The 18493-nt window shown below is 67.9% G+C and carries 20 protein-coding genes and 1 pseudogene; 11 read left to right on the forward strand and 10 right to left on the reverse strand.

From position 1 onward, the window contains the following. Positions 1 to 289: pseudogene (locus RJ05_RS28530) on the reverse strand (LuxR family transcriptional regulator); the annotation flags it as partial. Between the two features lie 140 nt (positions 290 to 429). Beyond that, on the reverse strand, positions 430 to 1107 hold the full coding sequence (locus tag RJ05_RS28535) for a cutinase family protein (RefSeq protein ID WP_051017088.1): 678 nt from the start codon (positions 1105 to 1107) through the stop codon (positions 430 to 432). 306 nt (positions 1108 to 1413) lie between these two features. Here RJ05_RS28535 and RJ05_RS28540 point away from each other — a divergent pair, with 306 nt between their 5' ends. Both RJ05_RS28540 and RJ05_RS28545 read left to right on the forward strand, forming a co-directional pair. Next, positions 1414 to 1908, forward strand: a complete 495-nt coding sequence (locus RJ05_RS28540; protein WP_170214336.1) for a hypothetical protein — start codon at positions 1414 to 1416, stop codon at positions 1906 to 1908. Further along, positions 1905 to 2270: a DUF4345 family protein gene (locus tag RJ05_RS28545; protein WP_036543234.1), complete on the forward strand. Its 366-nt coding sequence runs from the start codon at positions 1905 to 1907 to the stop codon at positions 2268 to 2270. The genes RJ05_RS28540 and RJ05_RS28545 overlap by 4 nt, the downstream gene beginning before the upstream one ends. A gap of 141 nt (positions 2271 to 2411) precedes the next feature. Here the strand turns inward: RJ05_RS28545 and RJ05_RS28550 are convergent, their stop codons facing one another. After that, positions 2412 to 2843, reverse strand: a complete 432-nt coding sequence (locus RJ05_RS28550; RefSeq protein ID WP_036543237.1) for a MarR family winged helix-turn-helix transcriptional regulator — start codon at positions 2841 to 2843, stop codon at positions 2412 to 2414. 111 nt (positions 2844 to 2954) lie between these two features. Here RJ05_RS28550 and RJ05_RS28555 point away from each other — a divergent pair, with 111 nt between their 5' ends. Beyond that, positions 2955 to 4082 (forward strand): NADH:flavin oxidoreductase, encoded by a 1128-nt coding sequence (locus RJ05_RS28555; protein ID WP_036543239.1) that lies wholly within the window; start codon positions 2955 to 2957, stop codon positions 4080 to 4082. 176 nt (positions 4083 to 4258) lie between these two features. Here the strand turns inward: RJ05_RS28555 and RJ05_RS28560 are convergent, their stop codons facing one another. Then, positions 4259 to 5014, reverse strand: a complete 756-nt coding sequence (locus RJ05_RS28560) for a hypothetical protein (RefSeq protein ID WP_036543241.1) — start codon at positions 5012 to 5014, stop codon at positions 4259 to 4261. Between the two features lie 131 nt (positions 5015 to 5145). Here RJ05_RS28560 and RJ05_RS28565 point away from each other — a divergent pair, with 131 nt between their 5' ends. After that, positions 5146 to 5592, forward strand: coding sequence for a Zn-ribbon domain-containing OB-fold protein (locus tag RJ05_RS28565; protein WP_081597609.1), 447 nt, complete (start codon positions 5146 to 5148; stop codon positions 5590 to 5592). Continuing rightward, positions 5585 to 6787: a lipid-transfer protein gene (locus tag RJ05_RS28570; RefSeq protein ID WP_036543246.1), complete on the forward strand. Its 1203-nt coding sequence runs from the start codon at positions 5585 to 5587 to the stop codon at positions 6785 to 6787. Before RJ05_RS28565 ends, RJ05_RS28570 begins: the two co-directional genes overlap by 8 nt. 25 nt (positions 6788 to 6812) lie before the next feature. Here the strand turns inward: RJ05_RS28570 and RJ05_RS28575 are convergent, their stop codons facing one another. The 3 genes from RJ05_RS28575 to RJ05_RS28585 form a co-directional block, all read right to left on the reverse strand. Next, positions 6813 to 7580, reverse strand: a complete 768-nt coding sequence (locus RJ05_RS28575; protein WP_036543248.1) for an SDR family NAD(P)-dependent oxidoreductase — start codon at positions 7578 to 7580, stop codon at positions 6813 to 6815. Between the two features lie 140 nt (positions 7581 to 7720). Beyond that, positions 7721 to 8575: a helix-turn-helix transcriptional regulator gene (locus tag RJ05_RS28580; RefSeq protein WP_036543250.1), complete on the reverse strand. Its 855-nt coding sequence runs from the start codon at positions 8573 to 8575 to the stop codon at positions 7721 to 7723. After that, complete coding sequence (locus RJ05_RS28585; protein ID WP_036543252.1) at positions 8572 to 8982, reverse strand: winged helix-turn-helix transcriptional regulator; 411 nt, start codon at positions 8980 to 8982, stop codon at positions 8572 to 8574. Before RJ05_RS28585 ends, RJ05_RS28580 begins: the two co-directional genes overlap by 4 nt. 63 nt (positions 8983 to 9045) lie before the next feature. Between RJ05_RS28585 and RJ05_RS28590 the strand changes: the two genes are divergently transcribed. Then, positions 9046 to 9891, forward strand: coding sequence for an NAD(P)H-binding protein (locus tag RJ05_RS28590; RefSeq protein ID WP_036543255.1), 846 nt, complete (start codon positions 9046 to 9048; stop codon positions 9889 to 9891). A gap of 337 nt (positions 9892 to 10228) precedes the next feature. Here the strand turns inward: RJ05_RS28590 and RJ05_RS28600 are convergent, their stop codons facing one another. Beyond that, positions 10229 to 10807, reverse strand: coding sequence for a hypothetical protein (locus tag RJ05_RS28600; protein ID WP_036543358.1), 579 nt, complete (start codon positions 10805 to 10807; stop codon positions 10229 to 10231). Between the two features lie 237 nt (positions 10808 to 11044). Here RJ05_RS28600 and RJ05_RS28605 point away from each other — a divergent pair, with 237 nt between their 5' ends. Both RJ05_RS28605 and RJ05_RS28610 read left to right on the forward strand, forming a co-directional pair. Next, positions 11045 to 11860, forward strand: a complete 816-nt coding sequence (locus tag RJ05_RS28605; RefSeq protein WP_036543259.1) for an SDR family NAD(P)-dependent oxidoreductase — start codon at positions 11045 to 11047, stop codon at positions 11858 to 11860. Positions 11861 to 11886: 26 nt separating this feature from the next. Next, positions 11887 to 12801: an NAD-dependent epimerase/dehydratase family protein gene (locus RJ05_RS28610; RefSeq protein ID WP_036543263.1), complete on the forward strand. Its 915-nt coding sequence runs from the start codon at positions 11887 to 11889 to the stop codon at positions 12799 to 12801. 6 nt (positions 12802 to 12807) lie between these two features. Here RJ05_RS28610 and RJ05_RS28615 read toward each other — a convergent pair whose 3' ends face one another. Together RJ05_RS28615 and RJ05_RS28620 are read right to left on the reverse strand one after the other, a co-directional pair. Continuing rightward, a complete protein-coding gene (locus tag RJ05_RS28615) occupies positions 12808 to 14463 on the reverse strand; it encodes a flavin-containing monooxygenase (RefSeq protein WP_036543265.1) in 1656 nt (551 codons plus the stop codon). Between the two features lie 134 nt (positions 14464 to 14597). Then, the gene (locus tag RJ05_RS28620; protein WP_036543268.1) at positions 14598 to 15560 is read right to left on the reverse strand and encodes an alpha/beta hydrolase; all 963 of its coding nucleotides are present in this window, start codon (positions 15558 to 15560) and stop codon (positions 14598 to 14600) included. A 155-nt stretch (positions 15561 to 15715) separates the two neighbouring features. On the opposite strand from RJ05_RS28620, the gene RJ05_RS28625 reads away from it, so the two are divergent. From RJ05_RS28625 to RJ05_RS28635, 3 genes are read left to right on the forward strand one after another with little or no spacing between them, the layout of a single operon-like run. Next, positions 15716 to 16378 (forward strand): hypothetical protein, encoded by a 663-nt coding sequence (locus tag RJ05_RS28625; protein WP_036543271.1) that lies wholly within the window; start codon positions 15716 to 15718, stop codon positions 16376 to 16378. After that, on the forward strand, positions 16371 to 17726 hold the full coding sequence (locus RJ05_RS28630) for a glutamine synthetase family protein (RefSeq protein ID WP_036543274.1): 1356 nt from the start codon (positions 16371 to 16373) through the stop codon (positions 17724 to 17726). The genes RJ05_RS28625 and RJ05_RS28630 overlap by 8 nt, the downstream gene beginning before the upstream one ends. Beyond that, entirely contained in the window at positions 17723 to 18490 is a 768-nt protein-coding gene (locus RJ05_RS28635; RefSeq protein WP_036543276.1) for a gamma-glutamyl-gamma-aminobutyrate hydrolase family protein, read from the forward strand. Before RJ05_RS28630 ends, RJ05_RS28635 begins: the two co-directional genes overlap by 4 nt. Positions 18491 to 18493 lie beyond the last annotated feature (3 nt).

Genomic DNA, 18493 nt, shown 5'->3' on the forward strand with positions numbered 1-18493 from the left:
CGGTCGCCGATTCATCGGATCGAAGCCGAACACCCAGCCGGTCCGCGATCGCCACGGCGGGATCATGCCCGAGACCGAGCTCGCCGAGTTCGACGAAAACCATCCCATCGGCACCGGTCGAGAAGTGCTGCCCGACTACCCGACGGGCCAGGCGGGTCTTGCCGATACCGCCCGGACCGGTCAACGACACCAGGCGCGCGGCCCGCAGCAGATCCGCAACGGCGGCCGACTCATCGTGGCGGCCGACGTAGCTGCTCAGCTCGGTGAGGTGGTCGCCACTGTGCACCATCGGCCGTCCGCTCCCTACCCGCGCCGCGGCCGGCGGTACAGGTATCCGGATGTACCGCCGCGCCCAGGCGCGCAGCCTCTCGAGGTACGGCGATCCTACGACGACGAGGCGGGTGGCGGCCCGGGGTTGGCCGCAGTCGGTCAGAGTCGCCCGGCGGCGAAATCGGCGGCTTCGCCGGCGAACCGGGTGTATTGGAGGTGGACATTCCAGTTGCTGCCGCCGGGGTCGCACACCGGATCGCCGTCGTTGCACACGTCATAGGTGCGGCCGGCGTAGGTGCCGGTCACGGCTTTGCCGATTTCGCGAATCGGGTTGCCGAACAACAGCAATGCCGCGATCCTCGGCTCCACGCTCACCGGAAGTGTGGCGACGACCGGGCCGCCGACCTTCGCGCCCGCACTGCTGATCCCGATCGAATTGGCGACGACATTCGCGCCCTGCGAATAGCCGACCAACACGAACTTCTCATCGGGGCAGGCGGCCGCCTGAGCCACCACGTGGTCGACGAGGTCACGGTTACCGGCCTGGACCGACGTCGGCTGATTCAGGTCGGCGGGATAGTTCACCCGATACGCGGTGGTCGTCACGGTGAGTGCGGCGTCGATGGCCTTGTACACCGGATTACCGACGACGGTGCCCAGGCGGTATTCGCTCCACGCCCCACCGGGCTCGTTGGTGCCGCGAGCCGCCACCACATGGACCTCGGAGCATGTCGCGTCCGGTGCGGCATTTCCACCGCCGACCGCGGATCCCGTCAGCGCGGTCGTCGCGAGCACCACCGCCGCACTCCGCTGCCATATCCGGCCGTTGCTTGGCATCCTTGCGCCTCTCTGTCGGCGAGTTCGAGAGGCGACCATGCCTCCGTCGCTGGAACGTAAGGCCGGAGGAGCTCGGCGGCTGCGCCGCACGGCGCACATTGGACAACTCATGAAGGGGGTCGGCCCAACTTTTGTCCGCGCACTATTTACGCAGCGGGTTTCGGTCGTGTGCGGTCGCCGTCGGCGGACCGGGCAGCCCGTCGGATGCGGCATCGCCCTCGGCCTCCTGGATTCGGCCGAAAACCACCGCCGCGGCCCGTCGCCACCTCCGGTCTTCGGCGATGGCCGCCATCTTTTCGGGGAGCCATGACGCCACTCGTGCCCGGATGGCGCGACAACAGCAGATTCTCGGAAGCGCCCGGTGATGACGCAGGTCAGGCTTGTGGTGACTCGACACCTAGGAGAACGATGCCACGACATTCCTGCGGCCGGCTCTTGTTGACCGGCGCGGCAATTCTGAACCTGCTACCGGCCGTAGCGGTCGTATCCGTCGACCGTGCCGCCGGCGCCTACGGGCTCGATTCCGTCGACGGCGACCTTCGGCTACTGATGCGTCACCGCGGCATACTGTTCGCGATCCTGGGCGCCGGGCTGCTGGTGGCGGTGTTCCGGCCACGGCTGCGGACCGTCGCCATCACCGCGAACGCCGTGAGTATGGCGGGCTTCCTCGCTCTGATCCCGCTCGAACAGCCGGTCGGGCCCGCTCTGCTGCGCGTGGCGAAGCTGGACGCGCTCGGACTGCTCTTGCTCGCCGGCGCGGCGGCGGCGTTCTGGCAGCGGAATCAGGAGGCGCTCAGATGAGGACCGTGGTGCTGATCCTGGCGGCCGTATTCTTCTGCGGCATGGGACTTTACGCGTTCGCGGCTCCCGCCTTGCTCGCGCGCCCGTTCCGGCTGGAAGTGAATTCCCCGGAGAGCCGATACGAAATCCGGGCGGTCTACGGCGGGTTCGGTGTAGCGATGGCGCTCGTGCTCGGCTGGTCTGTAGTGGGGGAGGGCGGCACGCATTCCGGTGCGGCGATGGCCGTCGGCATGGCGCTGGCCGGTATGGCGGTCGGGAGGGCGGTATCGCGGTTGCGGGATGCGCCGACCGCGTTCTACCCGATCTGGTTCTACTGCCTGGTGGAAGCAGTGGGCGCCGGCGCGATCCTCGCCGTCGCGTGACCGCGGTCAGCCGACGATGAGCACGAGTGTTTCCGCCGCGCAGGCCGGTTTGCTCGCACCGCCGTGCGCGACGGCGGTGCCGTAGGGGCCGGTGGCCGCGCGTTCCGGATCGACGGGCGTGATGCCCGCGTTCGGTCCTGATCAGTCCGGCCGGTGGCAGAAGACCCGCTGCAAGAGGACGCCCAGCTGCTCGCGTTCCTGCTCGCTGAGCCGGTCCAGGCCCTCGCGGGTGACCCGCATTTTCGCGCGGATCGCATCGGTGACCTGCTCGCCCTCGGGCGTGATCACCAGATTGGTGACGCGCCGGTCGAGTGCGCTCGGCTCGCGCCGCACCAGACCGCGCTTCTCCAGCCGGTTGATGATTCCCGTCACGTTGGACGCATCGCAGGCCAGGATCTCGGCCAGCGCGCGCATCGCGACCGGCCCTCGGCGCAGCACCGTCAGCGTCTTGCCTTGGCTCGCAGTGAGGTTCTCGCTCGCGGCCGCGATGGTGAAGTCCCCGTAGTAAGCGCCGAGCGACACCGACAGCAGCTCCATGAGCCGGGCCGTCTCGACGGGGGGCGCTTGTGTCATGCCACCACCCTATCCGCAGAAACTTGACTATCTCAAATACTTACCTCTAGCGTGGGCGATTGCTTGAAGTACTCAACCATTGATTTTGTCAAGTAACCCCAGGAGTATCCAGTGACCACCACCGCGTCCGCGGCCTCCCGCACCGCCGAGGTCCTGTCACGGCCCGTCCAGCTCAACGGCCTGACCGTCCCGAACCGCATCGCGATGGCGCCGATGACGCGCATGTTCTCGCCCGACGGGATCCCCGGTGACGACGTGCGGTCCTATTACGCCCGCCGCGCCGCTGCCGGTGTGGGCTTGATCGTCACCGAAGGAACCTATGTCGGCCACGAATCGGCAGGCAACAGTGACCGGGTGCCGCGCTTTTACGGCGAGGAGCAGCTGGCGGGGTGGGCGAAGGTCGCCGAGGGCGTGCACGCGGCGGGCGGCACCATCGTGCCGCAGCTGTGGCATATCGGCATGGTCCGCGGCCAGGGCGAACAGCCCTACCCCGACGCTCCCGCCGTGGGCCCGTCCGGCATCCGGGTCGACGGCACCGAGGGTGCGGGCAAGGCCATGACGCAGGCCGACCTCGACGATGTCATCGGCGCCTTCGCCGACGCGGCCGCGGCCGCCGAGCGCATCGGCTTCGACGGCGTCGAATTGCACGGTGCGCACGGCTATCTCATCGACCAGTTCCTGTGGGAGCGGACCAACCGCCGCGCCGATGGCTACGGCGGTGACGCGGTCGCCCGCACGAAGTTCGCGGCCGAGATCGTGGCGGCGGTGCGTGCGGCCGTCTCGCCGGAGTTCCCGGTGATCCTGCGCTACTCGCAGTGGAAGCAGGACGCCTACGACGCGCGGCTGGCCGAGACCCCGCAGGCGCTCGAGGCGATCCTGGCCCCGCTCGTCGCGGCCGGTGTGGACGCCTTCCATGCCTCCACCCGCCGCTACTGGTTGCCGGAGTTCGACGGTTCGGATCTGAACCTGGCGGGCTGGACCAAGAAACTCACCGGCAAGCCGGCCATCACCGTCGGCTCGGTCGGGCTCGACGGCGATTTCCTGCACGCGTTCCGGGGCCGGGGTGCCGAACTCGGCAGCCTCGACAACCTGCTCGATCGCATGGAGCGCGACGAGTTCGACCTCGTCGCGGTCGGCCGGGCATTGTTGCAGGACCCGGAGTGGGCCTCGAAGGTGCTCGAAGGCCGCCTCGACGAGCTGAAGCCGTACGACGCCGCGGCGCTGAAAACGCTGAGCTGAGCAGTCGCCCTGCGCGACAACGGTTCTCACCGTCACGATCCTCAGATATCGGGTTGCCGACGAGTCCGGGTGACGTCCGCGACTGGCAGTGTGCTGCCGCCAGGCGCATCGTTCGCCGCGCGGGCCGGTATCAGCCGCGTGATCGCGCGGAGACCTCGGACGCCCTGCCGCGCCTGTCAGTAGTCGAGGGCGTGTTCGGGCTGACAGACCTGCAGGGGCGACGGCAGGTACCGCACGATGGCGTTCACCAGCGGCGCGACCTCGCCTCGCGGCGTCGCATCACACAGCACGGGCACGGCGTCACCGATCTGGGTGAGACGGCGGACGCGGTCATGCAGTACTTCCGGTGAAATCGCCGGCACACCGGCATCGGTCGAGGCGGCGTCGGAATGCATGATCGTCTCCCGCAGCCGGCGATACCACTGCTCGGCGAGTTCCCACCGGCGACCGTAGTAGGCGGCGGCCACCGGCTCGATCGCCCACATCGGAATCAGGTCGACCACGCCGTCGAAGTGCGCGCCGAGCCCGTGCGGAATGTGCAGCACCAGCGGTACCGCCCCATGGGTGCCCGCGATGGTGTGGACGCAGCGATCGAAATCGGCGCCGGGCTGGTCGAGGCCGGTCACCAGGCACAGGCGCGCGACTTGGTGATCGTCGGCCACGCGCAGTGCCGCCTCGAGCCGTGCGGTGCTCCTGGTGGCGTTCATGACGGCGAGCACGCCGTCGGCCAGGCGGATGGACCGTTCGAGGGTGTCGATCGGCGCGTGCGTCGACAACTCGGCGAACCGGATCGTGTGGCCGGTCGTCCGTGCCGGCGGCACAGTCGTGGTCAGGGCGCGGCGCAGGCGGTGGACGACGCGGGTCGTATCGTCGGGTTCGCCGACGACGGTGACGTTGCGAATCGCCTGCGGGTCAATGAGTTCGGTGCCCATCGTGTGGTGATCTCCAGATCGACTCCAGGAGGCGATCGCCTACCCGATCCGGCCTCACGTTACCTGCGCCGGTGATTTCCGGAAGCGGAAATCCGGCCCAAAATAGAACGTGTTCCTATAACGTCGGGTTCGTGCAGAAAGAACAACGCCCCGCCGTGGCCGACTGGTTCACCGCCGACGACGGCACGGTGCGCCTGAAGGGAAGCCGCTGCACGACCTGCGGCACGCCGTACTTCCCGCGCAACACCCTGGCCTGCCGGAATCCGCAGTGCGCAGGCCCGAAGGACGGCTCCGAACTCACCGAATACCTGTTCTCCACCCGCGGCCGGATCTGGTCGTACGCCGACGCCCGGTACAAGCCGCCTGCGCCCTACGTTTCACCCGATCCGTTCGAGCCCTACGTGGTGGCGGCGGTGGAACTCGACGTCGAGCAGATGGTGATCCTCGGCCAGGTGGTGCGTGGTCTGACGGTCGACGACCTGGCCGTCGGCATGCCCGTCGAGCTGACGCTCGGGGTGCTGTACGAGGACGAGGAAGCCGAGCACACGGTGTGGATGTGGAGGCCGGTCGATGCCTGAATCGAATGACCGCGATATCGCCGTTCTCGGTGCGGGAATGCACCAGTGGGGCAAATGGGGGCGCAACTTCGTCGAATACGGACTGGTCGCAGCGCGTGCGGCGCTCGCCGACGCCGGCGTGGACCACCGCGACGTCGGCTACATCGCCGGCGCCGACACGATCCGCAACGGCTACCCCGGTTTCGTCGCCGGCGCCACCTTCGCCCAGGCCCTCGGCTGGTCGGGTGCGCGGATCTCGAGCAGCTACGCCGCCTGCGCCTCCGGCGCCCAGGCCATCGCCAACGCGCGCGCCCAGATCCTCGCCGGACTGTGCGACGTCGCGCTGGTCGTCGGCGCGGACGCCGCACCGAAGGGCTTCTTCCAACCGGTCGGCGGTGAACGCCGCGACGACCCGGACTGGCTGCGCTTCCACCTGCTGGGTGCGACCAACCCCATCTATTTCGCGTTGTACGCCCGCCGCCGGATGGCGCTGCACGGCGCCACGCTGGACGACTTCGCCGCGGTCAAGGTGAAGAACGCCCGGCACGGCCTGAACAACCCGTACGCCCGCTACCGCAAGGAGGTCTCGGCCGAGGAGGTCGCCGCCTCGGCGATCGTCTCGGATCCGCTGCGCCTGCTCGACATCTGCGCGACCAGTGACGGCGGCGCCGCGCTGGTGCTGACGTCGATGGAATACGCCCGCCGCCACGGCGTCACCGACCCCGTCCGCATCCGTGCCCTGTCGACGGTCACCCCGACCTTCCCGAAAACAGTGCTCGACCTGCCCGATTTCGCCACCGACTCCGCCGTGGCCGTCGAACCACCGCCCCGCGAATTCCGTTCCGCGGTCGCGCACGCCGCCTATGAAGAAGCCGGCCTCGGCCCGGACGAGCTGTCCCTCGCCGAGGTCTACGACCTGTCGACCGCACTCGAGCTGGACTGGTACGAAGACATCGGCCTCTGCGAGAAGGGCGGCGCCGAAGACCTGTTACGCAGCGGCGCAACCACCCTGGGTGGACGGATCCCGGTGAACCCGAGCGGCGGCCTGGCCTGCTTCGGCGAGGCCATCCCCGCCCAGGCCATCGCGCAGGTCTGCGAACTCACCTGGCAGCTGCGCGGGCAGGCCGACGGGAGGCAAGTGGACGGCGCCGGCGCGGGAATCGCGGTGAATCAGGGCCTGTTCGGCCACGGGTCGGCCATCATCGCCACCCGCTGATCCCGCGTCCGGCTCCGTGTGCCGGCTAACCGGCCGGTGCGGGGTTCGGGACCGACCCCACCAGGCCGCCGTCGACGACGAGGTCCTGACCGGTGATGTAGGAGGCGTCGTCGGAGGCGAGGAACGCGACGGCGGCGGCGACTTCCGCGGCATGGCCGACGGTGCCCAGCGGTACCTGGGCGGCGTTGCGGGCGTCGGCGTCCGGGTCGGTGTTGGCGTCGCGGTACATCTCGGTATCGATGTAGCCGGGGCTGACCGAGTTGACGCGGATACCTCGCGGCGCGAGGTCCGAGCCGAGAGTGCGGGCCAGGTTGTGCACCGCGGCCTTGGTGGCCGAGTAGATCGAGGCGACCGGCAGGCCGCGGTGCAGCGTCCACGATGCGTTGAGGACGATCGCGCCACCCTCCTTCAGCAGCGGCAGGGCTTTCTGCACGGTGAAGAACACGCCCTTGAAGTTCACATCGATGGATTGGTCGACATCGGCTTCGGTCAGCTCGGTGCTCGGTTGGAAGATTCCGGTACCGGCGTTGGCGAAGATGGCGTCGAGGTGGCCGCGCCAGGTCTGGATGGACCGCATCAGGGCGTCGAGGTCGCTGAGGTTCGCGACGTCGGCGCGGACGGTCAGCACGCGGGGCCCGGCATCGAGTTCGGCGGCGGCCCGCTGCAAACGGGCGTCGTCGCGGCCGGTGATGACGACGTAGGCGCCCTCGTCCAGCAGGCGACGCGCCGTCGCCAGGCCCATGCCGGAGGTGCCGCCGGTGATCAGAACAGTGCGGTTGGTGAATCGGTTCATGCGAATGATCCTGCGGGCGGGGCGAGGGTCGCGGCAGTGCGCGGCGAACCTGGGTCTGACACCACCACCTTCGGGCGTGGATCCACGGCCTTCGTCAGCGTCGGCCGGTCTCTGCTAGCCGGAAACCACGACCGCGCGCGTCACCCGACGGTGGCCCTCAGCAGGCCGGCAAGGCGTTGCTCGGTCTGGGTATCCGGCGACGGGGTGTGCAGCAGCAGGCGATGGCCGGGCAGATCGGGTAGCAGCAACGTGGTGTAGTCGAAGACGAGTTCGCCGGCCTCCGGATGGTCGAGCACCTTCGTGCCCGTCGTCGTATCGCGAACGTCGTGTTCGGCCCAGATCTCGGCGAATTCGGCGCTCACCGAACACATGTCGTCGGCGAGCCGACCGAACTCCGGATCATCCGGATAGCGCGCGGCGTCGGCGCGGAACTGGGCGACGATGGCGCGAGCGGCATCGTGCCGGTGACACAGCGACGACCGGTAGCGAGAGCTGGTGAAGAAGGTGACCAGACAATTGTGGTCCTCCTCGCCGTATCCGAACACCAGCTCGGCCGCACGGTTCACCGCCACCAGATTCCAATGCCGATCCAGCAGGTAGGCCGGGCGCGGCAGCCACGAATCGATGACGCGCCGCAACTCCTCCGGAACCGGTCGGGACATCGCAGCCGGCGGCGGCGGATTGAGCCCGGCCAACAGGTAGAGATGCGCACGTTCGCTCGCATCCAACCGCAGCACCCGGGCAATCGCATCCAGCACATCACCGGACACGTTGATATCGCGCCCTTGCTCGAGCCACGTGTACCAAGAAACCCCGACCCCGGCGAGCACCGCGACCTCCTCACGACGCAAACCCGGGGTCCGTCGCGCGCGAGTATCACCGACCGCCAGGCCGGCATCGGCGGGCGAAACCCGCGCTCGGCGCGACCGCAGAAACTCCTTCATCTCGGCACTGCGGCGAGCTCTGGCCTCGGTGGGTAGCGGGGTCGATCTCATGCCGACGATCGTAAGCACCGGCCCCGATCGTGTTCCCCGCGAGCTCGCGCGACATCGGTGGCGTGGTGGCGAATCCACGCCATGAACGGTTCCAGCGATTCGGCCAGGCCGTGCCCCAGCGGAGTGAGCTCGTAACTCACCCGTGGCGGCGTAGCAGGTTCCACGGTGCGGGTGGCCAGACCGTCGCGTACCAGTGTGCGCAACGTCTTCGAGAGCATCTTGTCGCTGATGCCCTCGATCTTGCTCTGTAGCTCGAAGAACCGTAACGGCCGCTCGCGCAAGATGTGCAGCACGGGGCTGACCCACCGGCCGGAGAGGTCGATGGTCTCGCGCCACGAGCACTCGGGGTGAAATCCGTCACCGGGACCATCGGCGTCGGTCTGCGAGACCTGCGGGCCTACTGTCATTTCGGCAGCTTACCTCTAGGTAGGTACTCACCATAGGTGAGCTCGGATGCTTACGCTCCTGACATGTCGATAGTCGTTTTCGGAGCCAGTGGAAACGTCGGCCGCGAAGTGGTAGCCGGCCTGAATTCCGTTGCCGTGAAGGTCCGCCTGACCAGCCGTGCCCCCGACGCGGCTCGGCTTCCGGCGGGGGCCGAAGTGGTTGTGGCCGATCTGGATCGGTCCGAAACACTGCCCGCCGCGCTGGAAGGCGCAGACAGTGTCTTCGTGTATGCGCGACCCGCGGGGCTGGATGGATTCGTCGCCGCGGCCGAAGCTGCCGGGGTGCAGCACGTTGTGCTCCTGTCCTCGGCGGCGGCCTCGGATCCCGAACCCGAATCCAACCCGATCGCCTGGACACACTTTCGGTGTGAGTCCGCGCTGAGGGCCTCGAAACTGGCGTGGACGTTCCTGCGGCCCGGCATGTCCGCCACGAACCTGATCTGGTGGTGGCAGAAGTCCATTCGGGAACACGACCTTGTACACCTGCCCTACCCGGACGCTCGGATAGCCGCCGTGCACGAAAAGGACATAGCCGCAATGGCGGTAACCGCATTGACCACACCAGGCCACCGCCAGGCCACCTACCCGGTGACCGGACCCGAAGCGATCACCATGCGAGAGCAGGTGCGCCACATCGCGGCGGCCGTCGGCCGGGACATCGCGGTCGTGGAGACGTCCGTCGATCAGGCGCGGGCCGCACTCGAGCGGACTGTGGCGCCGGTTGTCGCCACGGCGATCCTGGACGGGTGGCGGGCCGCGACCGAGAGCACACCCCCAGTGTCGACCTCGGTCGAGGATGTCACGGGCCGACCCGCACAATCTTTCGCGGAATGGGCCCGTGACCACGCTGCCGACTTCGTCCGCCGCTGAAGTCGGGCTGATCGCTCCAATCTCCGGCTCGTCCAACGCAGCGAAAGTTGGAGGGCCACACCAGCGGGCGTCCTGTAAACGGCATTTCAGGATGCTTATACCGACTTGGTGGTAGCCAAACCCGGGGTACGTCGCGCGCGAGTATCACCGACCGCCAGGCCGGCATCGGCGGGCGAAACCCGCGCTCGGCGCGACCGCAGAAACTCCTTCATCTCGGCACTGCGGCGAGCTCTGGCCTCGGTGGGTAGCGGGGTCGATCTCATGCCGACGATCGTAAGCACCGGCCCGCCCGCGGCCGTCGTCGAGGCGCTGACCACGCCCAACGCGAAGCGCTTCCTCACGTCCGCTGATCGCGGAGCCAGTCGTCTATGAGACCGGTGGCTGCTTCCGGCGTCGGGTCGTTCTTGATCATGGCGCTGATGCGCTGGGCTTGTGCGGTTGTCGGCAAGAACCCGACCAAGAGCACGGGAAGAAGGAGTCGGCGGGCCAAGAGTTCCCGCGCCGATGTCACCTGGGGCCTGCGGATCACCGAAACGTTGACGCGGATCGCGTGTTCGTTGCCCGGTGGGACGCCTGGCCGGTCGGATTCTCGTGCGGCGTAACGGAAACCGTGTGCGAGGTTGCAGGCGGAGCAGTCCATCGGACCGCCGCCGAGGCGGCTCCCGCATTCCTCGCACAGGATCCGGTCGAGCGCGCCGTCGACGATTCGCCAGTCGTGCTGGTCGGGTTCGGCAGCGATCAACCGGGCAAGGTCGAGCTCATTGTCACCTTGCCACTGGTCGACGAAGCCCTGCCACCCCTGCTCGACGAGGTCGTCGACGAGGAACCGGCACCGGAGGCACTCGGGTGCTCCGCCGTACTCATAACCGCCGCACTCTTCGCATCGCACCAAGGCAGCACCGACTTCCGGCCTCACCCACACTATTGTCGTGCCGACTCGGCGATCGGCGCCAGGGAAATACTCGCGCCACCGACTCGATGGTCCGCCGGCTTCTTACTCGCCGGCAACGCAATCACCTGGGCGAATCAGCTGATAGCAGAGCGGTCCGTGCCGCATCTCGCACGATCGGCCGGCCTGAGGCGCTGCCGGGGCTGTTCCACTGGCCGGAAAGTCGGCTATCGGCCGACGCCCCGAACGGTCTGTAATCGGTGAATGACCGACCACACCTCGTTCGCTCCGGGTGCGCTGCTGACCGGACGGCGGGCCGTGGTCACCGGCGGGGCCGCCGGTATCGGCGCCGCCGTGGTGCGGGCGTTTGCCTCGCACGGGGCCGAGGTCCTCGTCGCGGATATCGAACCGATCGGCTCGGCCGAATTCGACCGCGCCGCCGGCGGTTCGATCGCGCACATCGAATGGGATGTGCGGGTTGCGCCATGCCCACCCGAACTGGCAGAGCACCGGCCAGACGTGCTCGTCAACAATGTCGGTCACTATCTGCAACCGCCACACACCTTCGCTACCAACGCGCCATCGCTGTGGGAGGAACTGCACGACATCAACTTCGGGCAGGTGCTGCGCCTGACCCACGCGCTGCTGCCAGGGATGACCGAACGCGGGCGGGGCTCGATCATCAACCTCACCACGGTCGAAGCGCATCGGGCGATGCCCGGTCACGCCGTGTACTCGGGATACAAGGCCGCACTGACGGCGTTCACGCGGTCGCTGGCCGCGGAGGTCGGCCCCGCCGGTATCCGCGTCAATGCGATCGCCCCCGATCTCATCGAGTCGCCTCAGGTGCCTTACGACAAGCTTGTCCCCGAGGCCGACCGGCAGTTGTGGCCCACCTGGTCACCGCTCGGTGGCCCCGGTCGTCCGGAAGACGTGGCCGGGGTGGCGCTGTTCCTGGCCTCCGAGCTGTCCCGATTCGTCACCGGCGGCACTATCCACGTCGACGGCGGAACCCACGCCGCCGGCGGCTGGGTGCCGCGCCTGTCCGGCGGCTGGACCAACCGTCCCCGAAACCCCTGAACCGACACACCGAAAGCGATGTCGAAATGAAGATCTTGGTCATCGGCGGCACCGGGATGATCGGCGCGCACGCCGCGCTGCATCTGCGCGAGCACGGCGACGAAGTCACCGTCGCCGCCCGCGGGCCGGTTCCCGACTCCTCGCCGGTCGCGGGCTTTCCGCTGCTGACCGGCGACTACACGGTTCCCACCTTCACCCCCGAGCAACTGTCACGGTTCGACGCCATCGTTTTCGCCGCCGGACAGGACTTCCGGCACATGACCGTCGACGACGACTTCCACACCTTCTGGGAGAACACCCAAAGCGTGGGTGTGCCGCGTTTCGCCGCACTCGCGAAACAGGCCGGGGTCGGCCGCTTCGTGCAGGTCGGCAGCTACTACCACCAGCTCCGACCGGATCTGGCGGACGACAACCCCTATATCGCGGCCAGGAAGGCGGCCGACGAGGGCGCCCGCGCGCTCGCGGACCGATTGTTCACCGTGTGCACGCTCAATCCGCCCTCGATCATCGGCGCCGTACCCGGTGCGTCGGCCCGGCGCTACCGGCGGATGGTCGCGTGGGCGGCAGGCAACGAACCCGGCATCCCTGATTTCGCTCCGGCGGGCGGCACCAACTTCATGTCCGCTGCCTCGCTCGCACAAGCGATCCGCGGTGCCCTGCGCTCTGACGAATCCGGGGCGGCGTACCTCGTCGGCGACGAGAACCTCTCCTACCGGCAGTTCTTCCAGATGATGGTCGACGCCGCCGGCGGCAAGCGGACCATCGTCGAACGGGATGAACAGCATCCGCTGCTCCCGGACACCGCCATCGTCCAAGGACGCGGCAACACACTGGCCTACGAACCGGGTCCCGACGTGGTGCGCCGACTGGGCTACACCCGCGACGACTGCGCCCGAGCAATCGAGGAGCTCGTCGACGTGGTCCGCGCCTGCACCTCCTGAGTCCGGTTAATCGATGTCCTCGTCGATCCGGCCGATCTTGCGATCGACGGTCTGACCGTCGAGCAGCACACCGGGGTAGCCGCGGTGGGCGAGTTCGGTGCACATGCGGCGGTACTTGCCGACACCGCCGACATACCCGAGGAAGGTCGAGGGCTTGCCGACCACGTTGGAGCCGCGGTACCAGGAATCGGTGGTGGCGTAGAGGGTTTTGCCGACCACGTCCTCGCAGATGGTCACCCATTCGTCCTGTGCTTCGGGAGTCGCCTCGATGACCTCGACGCCCTCGGCGCGGGCGTGCTCGATCAGGTCGGTGATCCAGTCGACGGCCTGCTCGATGGTGACGATCACGTTGCTGACGATGGCCGGGCTCTGCGGACCACCGATCATGAAGAAATTCGGGAAGCCCGCGGTCATGATGCCGAGGAAGGTGCGCACCCCGTCGCTCCACGCGCGTTGCAGACTGCCGCTGTCCTGGGAGGAGAGGTTGAGACCGAACAGCGGGCCGGTGAAGGCGTCGAAGCCGATGCCGAGCACGATCGCGTCGACTTCGTAGTTGCCGGCGCTGGTGACGATGCTGTCGCCGGTCATCGTTTCGATGGGTTGCTCGCGCAGCGAGACCAGCGAGACGTTCGGGCGGTTGAAGGTCTCGTAATAGTCGGTGCCGAATACGCTGCGCTTGGCGCCGAGGGGGTGGAAGCGTGGTTCGAGCAGAGCTGCGGTCTTCGGGTCGTGCACGATCTCGCGGATCTTGCCGCAGAAGAAGTCGGTGGCGGTTTTGTTGGCCTCCGGATCGGTGAGCAGATCGGTGAATTCGGCGCCGACACCCTGGAATCCGCTGCGCTCGTAGGCTTGTTCGTAGCGGCGCAGGCGTTCCTCATCGCTCACGTCGAACGCCTTGTCGGTGACCGGTCGATCGGGGATGCCGCCGGGGGAGTGGCGACACTCCTCACGGATCGCGGCGTAGTCGCGCTTGACCCGCTCGACGTCCTCCGGTGCCAGTGGTGCGTTCCGCGCGGGGAACACATAGTTCGGTGTGCGCTGGAAGACGGTGAGGTGTTCGGCGACGGCAGCGATGTGCGGAATCGCCTGCACCGCGGAGGAACCGGTGCCGATCACGGCGACGCGCTTGCCGGCCAGATCGTCGAGCGGAATGGTCCAGCGGCTGGTGGAGACCGTGATCCCGGTGAAGTTCTCGATCCCCGGGACGTCGAAGTCCTTCGGTGTCGACAGCCCGCCCGCCCCCGAGATCAGATAGCGGCAGCGGTGCACCTCGCCGGAGTCGAGCGTCACCTCCCACAGGTGTTCGCCGGGCAGCCATCGACCTGAGGTGACCTTGGTGTTGAACGTGAAGTACTTGCGCAGATCGAAGCGATCGGCGACATGGTTGAGGTAGCGCAGGATCTCCGGCTGCGGCGCGAAACGCTCGCTCCAGGTCCACTCCTGCTGGAGCTCCTCGCTGAACGAGTAGGAGTAGTAGATGCTCTCGACGTCGCAGCGAGCGCCGGGGTAGGTGTTCCAGTACCAGGTGCCCCCGACGTCGGGCGCGGTCTCGAATCCGGCGAACGACCAGTCGTGCTGCTCGGCCTGGTAGGCGACGTAGAGACCGGAGAAGCCCGCACCGACACAGATGACGTCGAGCGGTTGGGGGGTGGGATGTTGCATGGGAGTTGCCTTCGGTGTCCGGGTGTAGGGGCATCGGGCTGGGAGCGGAACGCGCTCATCATGATCAGTTGACTATGTCAGATGATCGAAAATTATCGACGGATCTGCGCGGCCGTCAAGAGCCGGCCACCTCGTCACGGGGCCGCGATATCACGCAGATACCAGCACACCTCGTCGATCGCCTGCTCGGCCTGGGTGAACACGCCGACCTCGGTGAAGAAGCCGTGGAAGACCCCGGTATACCTGGTCGACGACACCGCGACGCCCGCGTCCCGCAGCCGCTGCGCATACGCTTCGGCATCGTCGCGGATCGGATCGACCTCGGCCGTGATGACCAGCGCGGGCGGTAGACCGTGCAGCGACTGCGCGCGCAGCGGCGCCGCGAGTGGATCGCCGCCGGGGTGTCCGGCGCCGACGTACTGCGCCCAGAGCCAGCGGCCCTCCGCGGCGCCGAGCAGTGGAGCGTCGGCGAACTCCGACCACGACGGGCTGGAGAACGTGTCGTCGACGGCGGGATAGGCGAGCACCTGCGCGACGGGCAGGTCGCTGCCCTCGTCGCGGCGGTACAGGCACAGGGCGACAGCGAGATTGCCTCCGGCGGAGTCGCCGCCGATGGCCATCCGATTCGGATCGATGCCCAGGCCGGCGGCCGACCGGCGCAGCCACGCGTAGGCGTCGACGCAGTCTTCCAGCGCTGCCGGGTACGGGTTCTCCGGTGCCAATCGGTACTCCAGGGATACGACCGTCCACCCGGATCCGTGCGCGATCGCCCGGCACAGCTCGTCGGCGCCGTCGAGGGTGCCGAGGACGAAACCGCCGCCGTGCAGGTAGACCAGGGTGGGGCCCGCGGCGTCCACCGCCCGGTGCGCGCGGTAGAACCGTGCCGCTATGGTGCCGGCTCGCGTCGGGATGGTCAGGTGGTCGACCTGGCCGAGCGGGGTGAGCGGCTCGGCCGACGGGGTCGAGTTCACCAGCGCGCGAGCCTGCTCGGGCCCCAGCTCGTGGAGGGGTTTCACCAAGATTTTGTTGATCATGCTCGCCACGGCCGCAGCGCGGTCATCGAGCAATTTCCAGCACGCGGGAATGTCGTCGTTCATGAGAAAACCTCGCTGGTCGTTGACAAGAAGTGATCTGTGCCTCACCATCATAGTCACATGACTCAGACATTTGACTATAAGTTCACGTTTCATTTGGGATCCGCTGTCGACGGTGTTCCGCGCACACGATCTCGTCGCATCGAAAGGACAACAACATGACCGAAACGACGATCGATCCCGCCCTGCGCGGGGCCGACGCGGTCGACGGGGTCGATATCCGGATCGAGGACGACGCCAGTCCGATCGTCCGGCTGATCGCCCGGACCATTGGCGACTCCCTCCGTGCCGACGGTTCGCTGGTGCCGGCCGGGTTGACCGGCGCGATCGCGATCCGTTCCCACGACACCCCGCAGGCGGCCACGATCACCCTCGCCGACGGTGCGATCGCGGTGTCGGGCGGTGTGTTCGTCGAGCCCGATCTCGACGTCACCGTCGACCTGAACCAGTTCTTCGCCCCGGTCGGTGAGCCCGTCGGCTCGCCGGAGTTCGCGGCGGTGGCGCTCGCGCTGCTGTCGCCGCCGCTGCCGGACTGGAAGACCGCCGCGCGGAGCTTCTGGGACAAGGCCCGGTCGGTGCCGGGGATCCCGGACGTGCTGGTCGCCGTCATCGAGGGTCCCGACGGGGTGGATCAGGTCGTCGTGGGCGAGGGGGACAGTCACTACGTCATCGCGGGGCCGCCGGATCTGCTGGCCGCGGTCTTCACCGGCGCCGTCGATCTGCTCGCCGCCCTGTCCACCGGTCTCATGGGTGTGCGTGGCACCCTCTCGCAGCTGTCGGTGCTGGTCGCCGCTTCCTGGAAGGTTCGTTACGATGTCTGAAATCGCAACCACCGCAACGGCTCTCGCGCCCGGTGTGCACACGGTCCGGATCGAGTCGACCAACCACGATGGCTCCTTCCACGGCAAGAACATCTCGCCGGCGAAGTTCGCCGCGAGTGCGGAATCGGGTTTCGCGATGGCCGACCTGCTGTTCGGTCTCGACGTCGGCAACGCGCCGACGCTCGGTTTCGCCTACCCCGACTGGCGTGGTCATCTCGCCGATCTGGAGTTCCGGCCCGACATGTCGACGCTGGTGCAGTGGGCACCCGGTGTGCAGTCGGTGATCGGTGACTATTGGCAGCCCAATGGTTCCCCGATCGGCACCTGTCCGCGCAACCTCGCGCGGGCAATGGTGGACCGGCTCGCCACCCGTGGTTTCACCGCTACCGTCGCGGTCGAGATCGAAGCCACTCTGTTCCAGGAGTCGGTGCATGAGGCGCGGGAGAAGGGTTACCGCGACCTGACACCGCTCGGCGGGTCCGCGGGCACCGCCTACAACCTGGCGAAGTCGAAGGACTGGGTCGACTACATGTCGGCGGTCGCGCGGCGGCTCGAGGAGATCGGCATCGAGTGGGAAGCGTGGAGCGACGAGGACGCGGCCGGTCAGGTCGAGCTCAATCTCGTGCCCGCCGACCCGATCTCGGTGTGCGACAACTGGGCACGTGCTCGACAGGTGATGCGGGAGGTGGCCTTCGAACTCGGCCACACCGTCACCTTCATGGCCAAGCCGACTGCCGGCTACGGCCAGGCCTCGCACGTCAACCTGTCGCTGCAGCGCGACGGCGTCAACGCGTTCTACGCCGCCGACGGGCCGTCGGACACCATGCGGCACGCGGTCGCCGGCCTGCTGGCGACGATGCGTGGCGCGACCTCGGTCATGCTCCCGCAGATCACCTCCTACCGTCGTCTGGTCGATCTGAGCGGACCGCCCACCACGGTGACCTGGGGTATCGCCAACAAGACGACCGCGGTGCGCGCGGTGTGCGGTCACCCGAAGTACTCCCGGCTCGAGTACCGCGTTCCGGGTGCCGACGCCAACCTCTACCTCGCGGTCGCGACGATTCTGGCGGGCGTGATCGCCGGGATCGACGGCAAGCTCGAGCCTGCCGACCCGGTCACCGATATGGCCTGGTGCGCGCCCGACATCGAACGGCTGCCCGACACCATCACCAAAGCCGCTGCCGCGCTGGAATCGGATCTGATCCTGCGTGAGCAGCTCGGTGACGAGTTCGTCGACTACTGGGTGGGCACCCGGCGGTGGGAATGGATGCAATTCCACACCACCGGCGGCGACCCGTTCGCCGAGCTGTCGGAGTGGGAGTCCAGCCGCTACTTCGAGTTCCCGTGAGCGCCGGCCACGCGGACCGGGTGCGCCCGCTCATCGGGCTGACCGGCCGGCGCTTCCGGATGGAGCTGATCAAGGGCGGTCACCCGGGATACGGACACCGCCTCACCGACAGCTTCATCTCCGATTTCGCCGCCGCGATCACGCGCGCGGGCGGGGTACCGGTGATGCTGCCCTACGACGCCGACCCGGCCGCTCTCGGCTATTGGCTCAGTGGTGTCGTGATCACCGGCGGTCAGGATGTGCATCCGCGCTGCTGGGGTGGTGACGAGTCGGTGGTCGGCGAGGTCGATCCGGTGCTGGACCCCTCGGTCCACGACGTCAATCGGGACGAGTTCGAGATCGCGTTGACGCGGGTCGCGCTGGAGCGCGAGATCCCGCTGCTCGGTGTGTGCCGCGGCATGCAGGTGCTCAATGTGACCCTCGGCGGCACGCTGATTCCCGATCTGCCCGTCGGGCCGGTACGTCATCTGATGACGACGGGGCCGCTGTCGGATGGCGAACCCGAGCACGTCGTCACCTTCGACGCGGGCACGATCGCCCAGAAGGTGTTCGGCGATCGCCTGGTGACCAACTCCTGGCACCATCAGGCGATCGACACCTGTGGCGCCGGATTGGTGATCACCGGCCGCACCGACGACGGTGTGGCCGAGTCCGTCGAACTGCCGGGTGCTCCCGTACTCGGTGTGCAGTGGCATCCGGAGTGGATGATTACCGACGACGGCGCGCTGCGCTGGCTGGTCGACGCGGCCGCCGGGCGACGCTGATCC

This window comes from Nocardia cyriacigeorgica NBRC 100375, from assembly GCF_000308555.1.
Taxonomy (GTDB): Bacteria; Actinomycetota; Actinomycetes; order Mycobacteriales; family Mycobacteriaceae; genus Nocardia; species Nocardia cyriacigeorgica.